Genomic DNA, 12,999 nt, shown 5'->3' with positions numbered 1-12,999 from the left:
ATCGTATGGATGTCGGGTTCAGCGCCGAACAGGTCGGCCGCAAGCCTTAATGCAGTGAATGGCGATACACCATGCTGTTGCGAGACCGAAAAAGGAAAGCACGGCGTACCGACTTCGGCACACAGCCGTCCACGTCAGTGTGGATGTGGATTTATGCCTCTTCTATACCGACGCCTGACGCGTATAACAGTTGAGGGAACACCATGAGGCGTGTGATCGATCCGGCGATCGTCAGTTCACGGCAGGGGCGTGTTCGCAATAGAACCGCTCGGGGCGGGTGAACGCGTGCTGCAGTACAAAGGTGAAATCACGTCGTGGCGCAATGCGGTGCGCCGTCACCAGCGCGAAGGCGTCGAAGGCCACACGTTTCTCTTCGGGCTGTCAGACGGGTGCGTGATCGACGGGAGCCGCAGTGGCAACAGTGCATGCTGGCTGAATCGCGCCTGCGCACCGAATTGCGAAACCGTCGAGGATCGGGGCCGGTGAAGAACTGTTCATTGAATATCTGCTCACCACTGACGATCCGCTGGATGAAGACGTCCGGGCGCAGTACGCAGTACGCATGCCGCTGCGCCACGGCGGACTGTCGTCACTCGATGCTGGCGGACGCTGCGTGAACAGGGTGGCGGAGGTAGTAGTGGGCAGCATCGCTATCCCGAAAGCGCCGAGGGCTCGAAGCGGGAGGATGTTGGCTTCGCCGGATCTGTGGCGATGTGGTTTTCCATCTCGATACGCTAAAAGTGACGTTGCGAAGGGGAGATGCATCCGACGCGCCGGTTAACGCCAAGGCGAAAAAACAGATGTCGCTGAATCTTGAGGATTGGTGATGACGCCGTCAGGCGGCGTTTTCCCGATCAGGGTACGGTCTTATGCGGAAGCGGAAGTTAGCAGGAAAGGTAACTGGAGAATTGAGACTGCCGGTACTGCTATACCGGCTCGAGCTGGCATTGGCGGGAAGCCCCGATCGCACGTCTGTCTGTGAAGCACTTCCGAATCTTGATAAGCACCTCAGCTCGGTCGGCGAGAAATGTCCCGCACGAACCTGTTGATCCGCGCCTCCGCGCCGTCGGCGCTACACCACCGTCGAATCTTTGCCGCTGTTTTGGTAGGTCTTTGACAGCCCCGGTCGGAACTTAGCTTTCATGCATAGAGGCAGGGCAATGCCGGCGGTCTGCCCCGTCTGACCGAATTCGGTCGTAAACCGCACTTCGACCGCAGGTAGCTTGCGCCTCCTGCCGATGGACGATGAACCGCACTTGACATGCCGGCACCGCATGACCTGGTGATTATCGATTCCAGTGGGAGCGATGACAGACGGCTTTGCGACAACCTCGAGCAACTATTCCTTAACGATTCGGGTAACTAAACTTGATGGAGTGCGCCGCTTACGGCACGCTGTAACGATGCATGTCGAGCTCGACGTGATAGTTGTCCTGGGGTGATAGGGGCGCGCCAGGAGAAACGAGGTCCCGTAATGAACGGCGAAGTCGAGCACGGTGTCGTTGGTGCGCGGTTCGTAGCGGTTGGCGCCAGCGATCAAGGCGCGGGGATTGTCGGGCACAATCAGCGCCGGCTTTATCGTGCCCTTTTAGACGCTGAGAAAAGCCCTTGCCAAACTTGTAGCACCAGCATCAGATGGTCTCGTATGTCGCGGTCAGGCCGCCCTCGAAGAGCGGTTCCTCAATGTCGCGCAATCAATTTCAGCGACCTCCTGTTATTCCGCGAAATCAACCGGGACTGGGCGTTTCCCCCACGAGGGTATACCTGCGGAACGTTGGAATTTCTGGTTCCGTCTTCACCCGATGTGCGCCACTTCCGCACCCGCACAACACGTCCGCGAGCTACTTGAACAGTTGCTCAAAATCACGCCACACAAGGCTGAAGCGCCCGAGCAGCGCGGCTGTTTGCCGATCCACAAAAGTGCCATTGAATCTAACTTTTGTGTAGGGACACAGGAGCGATCCTCAAATATTCTTGCCCTATCGAGACAACACCTCCGGCACTGGTGTTCTGATCCGGTTGTCGGCGACTAATCCACAGGAGAGGATGTTGACCAAGAAAGTCCCGCTCAAGATCGCAATCGCTGAGCATCCGCATACGTCTGCCATCCGCGACGGTTCCATTCCCATCGAAGGCGTGGACGCCGAGTTCATCACAGTCAAGCCACAAATCGGCGCGTTCCGTCGAATGGTGCGCGACGTCGAGTTCGATGTCTGCGAACTGGCGCCGACGACCTACATTATCGCTCGTGCCTACGGCGCACCGTTCGTCGGTCTGCCGATTTTCGTGGTGCGGCGCTTTCACCACGGCGGCCTGCTGGTTCGCCCGGACGCTGGCATCAAGCACCCGAAGGACCTGGAAGGCAAGAAAGTCGGCGTGCGCGCTTACTCGGTCACGACCGGCGTGTGGACCCGCCAGGTGCTGATCGACGAATTCGGTCTGGACTCGTCGAAGGTGACGTGGGTTGTCGATGACGAAGAACACGTCACGCAACTCAAGCTGCCGGAAAACGTGATTCACGCGCCGGAAGGTAGCTCGCTCGCTGAAATGATGGCGTCGGGCGAATTGTCGGCAGGCTTTGCGGCTGCCGCAGGCATTGGCCGCACAGGCGCGCCGACGGGCGGCTGGAAGGAAGTCGAAGCCGATTACCCGGATCTACTGCCGAACGCGACCGAACTCGAAACGGAGTACTACGCTCGCACCGGCGTTTATCCCATGCACGGCACGATCGTCGTCAAAGATTCGGTACTGGCGGAGAATCCGTGGGTCGCGAAGTCGATTTACGACGCGTTTGCACAAGCGAAAAAGGAATGGCTGGCACGTCTCGATGCAGGCGAAGCCACGACCGCCGGCGACAAGAAGTACCTTGAACTGCGCAAGATCGTTGGATACGACCCGCTGCCGTACGGTCTGCAGGAAAACCTGAAGACGATCGAAACGCTCGAAGCGACCGCGTTCAAGCAAGGGCTGACGCCGCGCCGCATGTCCATCAGCGAACTGTTTGTGAACCCGCTGGCTAGCTAAGTCGCCGGTTCGAACGCAACAAGTTGCATGAGACCGGAACATATCCTGAAGCGCCAATTCCGGTCGACTTTGGAGACAAAATGATCATTGATTGTCACGGTCACTTCACGACCGTCCCTGCTTCGTTCCGCGCATGGCGAGCCAGCCAGGTTGAATTCGCCAACGACCCGGCCAACGCACCTTCGCTCGACGGCGCTCATGTCAGCGACGATGAAATTCGCGAAGCCATTGGCAACGGTCAACTGAAGCTGCAACGCGAACGCGGCAGCGACCTCACGCTGTTCTCGCCGATCGCCGGCCTGATGAGCCACCACCTGGGCAACGAACGCACGAGCATCGAATGGGCGCGTGTGTCGAATGACCTCGTGCATCGCGTGACGGAACTCTATCCGGACAACTTCGCGCCGGTTTGCCAGTTGCCGCAATCGCCGGGCGTTGCGCCCGCGAACAGCGTGACGGAACTGCGCCGCTGCGTCGAGGAACTGGGCTTCGTCGGCTGTAATCTGAATCCGGACCCGAGCGGTGGTTACTGGACCGGCAAGCCGGTGACGGATCGCGAGTGGTATCCGCTCTACGAAGCACTGGTCGATCTGGACGTGCCCGCGATGATCCACGTCGCTGCATCGTGCAACCCGTGCTTCCACGGCACGGGCGCACACTATCTGAATGCGGATACATCGGTGTTCATGCAGATCCTGCAATCGGACCTGTTCAAGGATTTCCCGAGGCTGCGTCTGGTGATCCCGCACGGCGGCGGTGCGGTGCCTTACCACTGGGGCCGTTATCGCGGGATGTCGCTCGAAATGCGCGACCGTCCGCTCGAAGGCTTGCTGGACAACATCTTCTTCGATTCGTGCGTGTACCACAAGCCGGGCGTCGAACTGCTGACCAAGGTGATTCCGGCCGACAACGTGCTGTTCGGCTCGGAAATGATCGGCGCGGTGCGCGGCAAGGACCCGACCACGGGTCAGTACTTCGACGATACGAAGCGCTATATCGACGCCTGCGAGGCGCTGTCCGACGAAGACCGCTACAAGATCTTCGAAGGCAACGCACGTCGCGTGTACCCGCGCCTTGACGCACGCCTGAAGGCGCAAGGCAAATAAGCGCGGTGAGTCAGCGCGAGCAATGGCGGCCGGCAACGGCCGCCTGCAACCAGACAAACACAGAGACACTCATGACAATCGTTGATATTCACCCGCACATCATCTCCGACGACGAAGGCCGCTACCCGCCGGCGCCGTTGTTCGGTAAGCGCTCGGACTGGTCGAAGGAGCGTCCGACCACCGTCGAAACGCTGATCGAATCGATGGACGCAGCCGGCGTCGCAAAGGCCGCCGTGGTTCACTCGTCGACCACGTACGGTTTCGACAACAGCTACGTCGTGGACGGTTGCGCGAAGTATGCGGACCGCCTCGTCGCCGTAGGCTCCGTCGACGTGCTGCAGCCGGATGCGCCGCAACGCATCCGCGAATGGGTTGGCCAGGGCCTCGCGGGTCTGCGCCTGTTCACGGGCGGCAGCACCAAGGAGTTCGATCCAAGCGAACTCGACGATCCGCGTTCGTTCCCGGCCTGGGAACTGTGCGGTGAGCTGGGATTGCCGATGTGCATCCAGACCGGCCCGATCGGCCTGCCGCAGGTCACTGCATTGGCGAAGCGTTTCCCGAAGGTCGCGATCATTCTCGATCACCTGGGCCGCCCCGAGGTGGCCGACGGTGCACCGTATGCAAAGGCACAAAGCCTGTTTGACCTCGCGCCGCTCGAGAACATCTACCTGAAGCTGACGCCGCGCATTTTCGGCGACGTGAAGAAGGAAAAGGCGAGCGCCGAAACGTTCTTCCCCCGCGTGGCCGAAGCCTTCGGTGCGAAGCGGCTGGCATGGGGCTCGAACTACCCGACCTCGCCGGGCGCGCTGTCGGAGATTCTCGCGACCGCCCAAGCCGGACTGGCAAGCCTGGGTGATGAAGACCGCGAATGGATCTTCGGCAAGACGGCTCTGCAACTGTACCCGGCTCTGGCCTGATTTTGCGCTGTATCCGGGCCGGCCGCCCGGGGCACTGAAAAGCGCTTTCACGGTGGCCGGCACGCAGAATCCAATCACATTTAAGAGAAACGAATAGATGGAGACAAGCAATTCTGGACGACCCGGGTCGGCAAACCGCTGGGCCGTACTAGCGCTCCTCGCACTCGGCGTGCTGATTTCTTTTGTCGATCGCACCAGCATTTCGTCGACGCTGGCGGACGCAAACTTTGTTCAACATTTTGCGCTGACGGACGTTGATCGCGGCTGGATCAACGCGGCCTTCTTCTGGTCGTACGGCGTGTTTCAGGTTCCGATGGGCTGGGTGGCCGACCGCTACGGCGTGAAGTGGCCCTACGCGGTCAGCTTCGCGCTGTGGTGTATCGCCACCGCGTTGATGGGTGCCGTGACGGCGCTCGCCAGCCTGGTCGTCATGCGGTTGATCATCGGCATGGCCGAAGCGATTGTGATTCCCGCGAGCTACCGCTGGATCCGGCACAACTTCGACGAAAGTCAGAATGGACTGGCCGTCGGCATTCTGGCGATGGGCAACAAGTTCGGTCCGGCAATCGGCGCGCCGGTCGCGGCGTGGTTCATCGTCAACTATTCCTGGAAGATGATGTTCATCGCGACGGGCCTGGTCGGGCTGCTGTGGCTCGTGCCCTGGCTGCTGATGGTGCGCAATGACATGCCTTCCAAGGTCGAACTCACGCAGGCCAATCGGAGCGCCCGCACGGTGACCTTCGGCAGCATTCTGTCGAGTCCGGTGGTGTGGGGCGGAATGGTCACGAACTTCTGCTACGGCTACTTCACGTTCTACAGCATGACCTGGATGCCGTCGTATCTGGTAGAGCAACGCGGGCTATCGATTACTCGCTCCGGACTCTTCACGTTCTTCAGCTTCGCCGGGATCGCGATCGTCGCGGCGATCGCGGGCTGGGCGGCCGACCGGATCATTGCACGCGGCCACAACCCGATTACGGTGCGCAAGGTATTTACCATCGCGGGCTTTGTCGGCGGATGCACGGTGCTGTTCGGCGCTTATGCCCCGACGCTCAACACGGCGCTGTTCTGGAATGTCTTCTCGCTGTCGCTGCTCGGTTTCGTCACGGCGAACAACCTGGTGCTGTCGCGGTTGACCCTGATTCCCAAGCAGGCCATCGGCCTCGTGACGGGCGTGCAGCAGCTTGCCACCAGCCTCGCTGGCGGCGTGGCGGCAAGCCTGTCGGGCTGGCTGCTGCACGTAAGCGGCAGCTACGACCTGCCGATGATGGTGATTCTCGGATTCCTCGTTGTCGGCGCGCTGGCAACGGCGATTTTGTACCGCCCCGAATGGGCTCCCAAGGTGACCGAGGCCCAAGGTTCGCTGCGACGAGCCTAAGACATCACGGCATGGCCAGAATGGTTTGAATAACCGGCCTTGTTGAACACATTAATTCACAGAGAAACGTAAATGGCGAAGATTGTATTCGGGATGGCCGTGCCGCACAGTGGCATGCTGGGTCAGGCACCGGAGGACTGGCTCAAGAACGGGGAGCGCGATCGTAACAATCCGGAACTGTGGTACCGCAATCGGACGTGGACGTATCCTGAGCTTGAAGCGCACCGCGGTGCAGCGTTCGAGAAATTCCTGACGATCGAGGAGCGCGCCGCGCGCGCTGCGCGCTGCCGTACCGCACTCGACAAGATGGCCGAAGCCTACCGCGCAGCGGACGTGGACGTCGCGATCATTCTGGGCAAGGACCAGAAGGAAATCTTCACCGACTTTTCGCCGTCAATCGCGATCTACACCGGTGAACAAGTGCACAACGGTCCGCCGCAACGCTCGGTTTATGCGCCGGATCATCACGTCACGCACGAGTGTCATCCAAAGCTGGCGACGTATCTAATCGAACATTTCCAGCGCGAGAACTTTGACCTGACCGATCTGTTCGCATGGCCAGACAATGTGTGGATGAAGCCGCTGCCGGAATATCCGGTGGTGCCGCATGCATACAGCTTCGTGTATCACCAGATCATGGGCGACAACCCGCCGCCGCATGTGCCGATCATCATGAACTGCTTCTATCCGCCGACCCAGCCGTCGATGTCGCGTTGTATCGAATTCGGCCGCGTGTTGCGCGATGCGATCAACGCATGGCCGGACGACGTGCGTGTGGGCATCTTCGCGTCGGGCGGTCTGTCGCACTTCGTCAACGACGAAGAGTTCGATCACAGCATCATGAAGATGCTGGCCGACTACGACTACGACGGCCTCGCAGCGGTGGACAACCGGTCGTACCAGTCGGGCACTTCCGAAATCAAGCTCTACGTCAGCGTGATGAAAGCGGTGCAGGAAACGGGCGCCGAGATGACGCTGGTGGACTACGTCCCCTGCTGGCGCACGGCCGCCGGCACTGGCGAAGGTATGGGCTTCATGTACTGGAAGGCGGCTGACTGAGCTGGCTGATGTGGCATTACGCACCTAATTCAAGAGATTTCGAGAGAGAAAGAACATGAGCGACATTCGTCTCAACAGCATCATTCGCGCATTCGAATCCGGCAAGACCGCTTACACCGCGTTTTCGAAGCTGGACAAGCAGGCCGCCATCGAGATGAGCGATGCACCGTACGACGGCATCGTCTTCGAGATGGAGCACAATCCGTACGACGTCTCGGCATTGGGCGACGCGCTGCAATACATGCTGAACCGCAAGCAGATTGCCGAGGCCGGCTCGGTCTCGCCGCGTGTTACGCCGATTGCACGTATTCCCGCGAATGGCGCGGAAATGAACCAGGCGTTTGCCAAACAGGTGCTCGATCGCGGCGCTTATGGTGTCGTGTGGCCGCACGTCTCGACAGTGGAGCAGGCGTATAACGCAGTCGCATCGTGCCGCTATGCACGTCCGAAGAACGCGCCGCTGTATGAGCCGAAGGGCGCACGCGGCGATGGTCCCGCAACGGCCGCGCGCTACTGGGGCCTCAGCATGCCCGACTACTACAGGAAGGCCGACGTATGGCCGCTTGCGCCGGAAGGCGAAATCCTCGTCGGCCTGATGTGCGAAAGCACCGAGGCGATCGAGAATCTGGACGACATCCTGTCGAACGTACCGGGCATCGGTTTCATCCTGATCGGCGAAGGCGACCTCAGCCAGCAACTCGGCTTGCCGCGTCAGTATGAACACCCGGAAGTGCTGGACGCGATGCGCAAGATCGTCGAGACGTGTCACAGGCACAACGTCGTGGTCGGCAATCCGCACACCACCGCGAAGAATCACGAGCGTCTCGTCAAGGAAGGCTATCGCTTCCTGATGTCGGCGCCGCAGCGCAACTATGGCGTTGTGGGCGCTGCACGCGAGCTGGCGGGGTATTAAATGAACGGAGCCGAAAGCCTGGTCCAGACGCTCACCGATCAGGGCGTCGATATCTGTTTCGCGAATCCGGGCACCTCGGAGATGCACTTCCTGAAGGCGCTCGAGAACCCGGCGATGCGCAGCGTGCTGTGCCTGTTCGAAGGCGTCTGCACGGGCGCGGCGGACGGCTACTACCGGATGAAGGGTACGCCCGCTTCGACACTGCTGCACCTCGGGCCGGGTCTCGCGAACGGGCTGGCCAATATCCACAATGCGAAGCGCGCATCGTCGGGGATGGTCAACATCGTAGGCGAGCATTCGGCTGCGCACCTGAAATACGATCCGCCGCTGACCTCGGATATCGAAGGGCTGGCGCGTCCGCTGAGTCACTGGGTGCGTCGCGTCGAGTCGTCGTATACGGTGGGGTGGGACGTCGCTGCGGCGGTGGAGAAGGCTAGCGAACACGCCGGGCAGATCGCGACGCTGATCCTCCCGGGTGATGCGTCCTGGCAGGAAGCGGGCGACGCAGTTGTGCCGTCGCGCCCTCTTTCTGCACCGAAAGCAAAAGCGCCTGACGCGGCCCGCGTCGAGCACATTGCAAAGGTGCTGCGTTCGGGCGAGCCGACGCTGATCGTGCTCGCGGGTCATTCGACTCGTGGTCGTGCAATCGAACTCGCGGGCAAGCTCAAGGCCGCAACCGGCTGCCGCATCGCGACGCAGTTCTTCACCGCGCGGATCGAACGTGGCGCGGGGCGTGTGACGCTCGAACGTATTCCGTATGCAGTGGGCCAGGCCGTCGAGTATCTGAAGGGTTTCAAACACATCGTCACGGTGGAAACCACCGAGCCGATCGCGTTCTTCAGCTATCCCGACAAGCCGAGCCTGCTGAAGTCACCGGGCACGAGCGTGCATCAGCTGGTCGAGATCGGTGAAGACGGTGTTGCAGGCCTGGAGATGCTGGTCGAGGCCGTGGGCGCATCGAACGCGCAAGCGGTGCTCCAGCAACGTGCGGACGCCACGCCGCCGACTGGCTCACTCGGACCCGCCAGCATTGCCCAGGCACTCGCCGCCGCGCTGCCGGAAAACTGCATCCTCGTCGACGAATCGCTGACCACCGGTCGCGAAACGATGGGGCTGACCGTCGGCGCCGCGCCGCACGACCTGATCAACAACATGGGTGGCTCAATCGGCTACGGCACGCCCGTAGCGACCGGCGCGGCACTCGCCTGCCCTGAGCGGCGCGTGTTCTGCATGGTCGGCGACGGCAGCGCGATGTACACGATCCAGTCGCTGTGGACGCAGGCGCGCGAGAACCTGAACATCACGACGATCATCTTCGCCAACAACAGCTACGCGATCCTCAAGGCAGAGTACGCCAACATGGGCGCTGGTGCGCCGGGCGAACGCGCGCTTTCGATGATCGATATCGATCGTCCGCGTATCGACTGGTTGGCCATGGCGAAAAGCATGGGTGTTCCCGCCGTCGCGGTCGACACAGCCGAAGCTTTCCACAAGGCTATGGCCAACTCGGCGAACGAGGCGGGTCCCTGTCTCATCGAGGTCAGGCTGTAATTCAATTCAAGCATAAGGACAGAGACAAATGACAACGACGCCCACTGAGGTGCCAACTCTGCGCACCAATCTGGCCGACTACCCGGTCACGAAGGCGATGAAGGATGGCCGCGTGACATCGGACATCGTCAACCTCGACTACTGCGGGCCGACGCCAGCTCATAACGGGTTCAAGGCGATGGTGCGCGAAAGCAAGTTCGACGCGGGCGAACTGGCGATCGTGACGTTCCTGCAGGCAAAGGCCTACGGCAAGCCTTACGTGCTGCTGCCGACACCGATCTCGGGCCGTTTCCAGCACCATTGCGCGGGCTACAACATCGACTTCGGCCATCTCGATCCGAAAGATATCGAAGGCAAGAAGGTTGGTGTGCGCACTTACACGCAGACCACAGCGCTGTGGATTCGCGGCATTCTGCGCCACGAGTACGGCGTCGATCTCGACAAGGTGACGTGGATGACGCTGGGCGACGGGCACCTTGCCGAATATCGCGATCCGAATAACTGCGAGCGCCTGCCCGCAGGTTCGTCGATTCCGCAGATGATGCTCGACGGTGAACTCGCTGCCGCCCTGCTCGGTGAAGACATGCCGAAGGACCCACGTGTGCGCACGCTGGTTCCCGATGCGCAGGCTGCGGCGAAAGACTGGTTCGCGCGTGAGAATGTGGTGCCGATCAATCACATGTTCGTTGTTCACGAAGATATTTCGAAGCAGCGTCCGGATGTGGTGCGTGAGTTGTACCGGATGGTGGTGGAGAGCCGCAAGCTGGCCGAAGGCGTGCCCGCTGTGTTCCCGCCGATCGGTCTCGAAGCGAACCGCAAGGGTCTGCAACTCGCGATTGATTGGGCGCTGGATCAGAAGATCATCCCGCATCGTTTGTCGGTCGACGAACTGTTCGACGACGTCACGGGTAGCCTCGGGTAATCGGACGAAAGCGCAAGCGAAAACGCGAAAGGAAGACCGAAGAGAGAAGTCGTAACACGCAAGAAGTCGTGGTAAGCAAAGAAAACACAACGCGTTGACTAAAGCGGTCACGCAGGAGGCCGTTGAGCGGTGCCACACCGCTCAACCAAGCATAATAAACGGAGGCATTTGGCTGTGTATTTAACTTCGTCTTTAAAAAAACTCCAGGCTTATTCGGCCATCGGTAGCATTTGGATTGTAATTTCAGCCAGCGCGCACGCTGAGACGCAGGGCACGGCATTGCTCGACCGCCTCGGTCCCGTGACTTCCGATCTGTATATCTCCAACGCAGACGGTAGCGACGAGCAAAAGTTGTTGCCGACCGCTGGCTTCGACTACCACGCATCGTTCTCGAAAGATGGACAGTGGATCGTCTTCACGTCGGAGCGTGACGGTTACGGCGAGGCAAATCTCTATCGCGTGAAAGTGGATGGCACCGATCTGAAGCGGCTCACCGATCACATCGCCGTTGACGATGCCGCTGCTTTCTCGCCGACCGACCCTAACGTCATCGCGTTCGTTTCATCACGCCGCGGCGCAGACAAGTTCGGCACAACCAATATCTGGACGCTGAACATAGCGACTGGCGCGCTGAAGAACGTCACCGGCGATATCAAGTTCGATCCGAACAAGCCACATAGCTTCTTCCGTCCGTCGTGGTCGCCGGATGGCAAGTGGATTGCACTGTCTTCCGATATCGGCTCCGAGTGGCGCGGTCACAACCTGCCGGTTGGCTGGGAACGTACGCAGGAAAGCAGCATCTACATGATCCATCCCGATGGTTCGGGCTGGAAGAAAATCTCCAGCAATCCGGGCTTTGACGAAGGTTCTCCGTCGTTTTCGCCCGACGGCAGGCACGTGGTCTTCTATGAAACGCCGGTCGAATCGACCTGGGGCGCGCACCGTCCGGAACTGATCAATCAGATCAGCTCGCAACTGATCTCGGTGGATCTGTCGAACCTGTCCCGCACCTCACTGACGTCGACGCCGGGCTTCAAGGTGTTCCCGCAATATATTTCGAATACCAACGTTGCGTATCACGTGAAGGGTGGGCAGACCGAAGGTCTCTACACCACGGTGGGTACGTTCCGCCCGACCGCGAATACCGGCATCCGTTCGCCGCACTATTCGTCCGACGGCACCAGGACGGTCTACGAAAAGATCACGATGCGTCCGGCGCATCCGAACGGCACGGCGATGTTCAGCTTCGACCCGACGTGGAACTACCGTTATATCGACGTGTTCCCGCAACTGTCGGCGGATCGCAAGAAGCTGGTGTACACGGAAAAGGCGATGGGCTCGTCGATCGCCATCATCAATCCGGATTTCTCCGGTTATCAGCGCATTTACGATCCGGCCGACAGCGGACTGGCTAGGGACATGATCCAGAAAGGCCTGGCGGGTGCGTTCCAGCCGACGTGGTCGCCCAATCGTGAGTGGGTCGCGTTCGGCATTGGCGACTGGTTCTTTACGCGTGGCATGGGTCCGGGACGCATTGCACGTATCAAGGCCGACGGCAGCATGGACAACAAGCCGGAAATCCTGACCGACGGTTCAATCAACGCGGGTTTCCCAAGTTACTCGCCGGACGGCAAGAAGATCGTGTACCGCGTTTGGAGCCCGACGGTACAAGGCCTGCGCATTCTGGATCTGGACACGCGCAAGACGAGGGTCCTGACGACAGAGCCGGATAATCTGCCGGGCTGGTCGCCGGACGGCACGAAGATCGTGTTCACGCGCAAGGAAGTCAATCCGACCGATCCGAACAAGTTCCACTACGACGTCTACACGATCAAGCCGGATGGCACGGACGTAACCCGTCTGACGACGCCCGGCGCGAACCAGGGCCATGCCGTGTGGCTTTATGACGGCCGCATTGGGTACAGCTCGGGCGTGTATGGCTTTCGCGATGAACTCGCGCTGTACGACAACACTTTCCAGCCTGACGGTCAGAACTGGGTAATGAATGCTGATGGCTCCGATCAGCATGCAATTACGGACACGTTGTGGGAAGACTCCATGCCGTTGTACGTCCCGAATCAATAAGCGGGCGATTGAGCGGATGGAGTTGAGGCGCCGTGCGGGAGCAC

At 60.3% G+C, this 12,999-nt stretch carries 10 protein-coding genes and 1 pseudogene; 10 read left to right on the top strand and 1 reads right to left on the bottom strand.

Going from position 1 to position 12,999, the window contains the following annotated elements:
- Positions 1–249 precede the first annotated feature (249 nt).
- Entirely contained in the window at positions 250–486 is a 237-nt protein-coding gene (locus ACZ9H4_RS33120) for an SET domain-containing protein-lysine N-methyltransferase (protein WP_408324666.1), read from the top strand.
- A 925-nt stretch (positions 487–1,411) separates the two neighbouring features.
- Here ACZ9H4_RS33120 and ACZ9H4_RS33115 read toward each other — a convergent pair.
- Positions 1,412–1,573, bottom strand: a pseudogene (locus ACZ9H4_RS33115) (IS21 family transposase); the annotation flags it as partial.
- A gap of 473 nt (positions 1,574–2,046) precedes the next feature.
- Between ACZ9H4_RS33115 and ACZ9H4_RS33110 the strand changes: the two are divergent.
- From ACZ9H4_RS33110 to ACZ9H4_RS33070, 9 genes are all read left to right on the top strand, one after another.
- Entirely contained in the window at positions 2,047–3,024 is a 978-nt protein-coding gene (locus ACZ9H4_RS33110) for an ABC transporter substrate-binding protein (RefSeq protein WP_408144590.1), read from the top strand.
- Positions 3,025–3,104: 80 nt separating this feature from the next.
- Entirely contained in the window at positions 3,105–4,130 is a 1,026-nt protein-coding gene (locus tag ACZ9H4_RS33105) for an amidohydrolase family protein (protein WP_408144588.1), read from the top strand.
- 71 nt (positions 4,131–4,201) lie between these two features.
- On the top strand, positions 4,202–5,047 hold the full coding sequence (locus ACZ9H4_RS33100) for an amidohydrolase family protein (RefSeq protein ID WP_408144586.1): 846 nt from the start codon (positions 4,202–4,204) through the stop codon (positions 5,045–5,047).
- A gap of 97 nt (positions 5,048–5,144) precedes the next feature.
- Complete coding sequence (locus ACZ9H4_RS33095) at positions 5,145–6,425, top strand: MFS transporter (protein ID WP_476122492.1); 1,281 nt, start codon at positions 5,145–5,147, stop codon at positions 6,423–6,425.
- Positions 6,426–6,497: 72 nt separating this feature from the next.
- Complete coding sequence (locus tag ACZ9H4_RS33090) at positions 6,498–7,484, top strand: DODA-type extradiol aromatic ring-opening family dioxygenase (protein WP_408144582.1); 987 nt, start codon at positions 6,498–6,500, stop codon at positions 7,482–7,484.
- Positions 7,485–7,539: 55 nt separating this feature from the next.
- Positions 7,540–8,397, top strand: coding sequence for an HpcH/HpaI aldolase family protein (locus ACZ9H4_RS33085; RefSeq protein ID WP_408144580.1), 858 nt, complete (start codon positions 7,540–7,542; stop codon positions 8,395–8,397).
- Positions 8,398–9,948: an acetolactate synthase large subunit gene (locus ACZ9H4_RS33080; protein WP_408324663.1), complete on the top strand. Its 1,551-nt coding sequence runs from the start codon at positions 8,398–8,400 to the stop codon at positions 9,946–9,948.
- Between the two features lie 28 nt (positions 9,949–9,976).
- Positions 9,977–10,870, top strand: a complete 894-nt coding sequence (locus ACZ9H4_RS33075; protein ID WP_408144576.1) for a substrate-binding domain-containing protein — start codon at positions 9,977–9,979, stop codon at positions 10,868–10,870.
- A 351-nt stretch (positions 10,871–11,221) separates the two neighbouring features.
- Positions 11,222–12,955, top strand: coding sequence for a hypothetical protein (locus ACZ9H4_RS33070; protein WP_408324662.1), 1,734 nt, complete (start codon positions 11,222–11,224; stop codon positions 12,953–12,955).
- Positions 12,956–12,999 lie beyond the last annotated feature (44 nt).

It is taken from the genome of Paraburkholderia sp. TE9906 (assembly GCF_056279605.1).
This window is presented reverse-complemented; position numbering and strand designations above follow the sequence as displayed.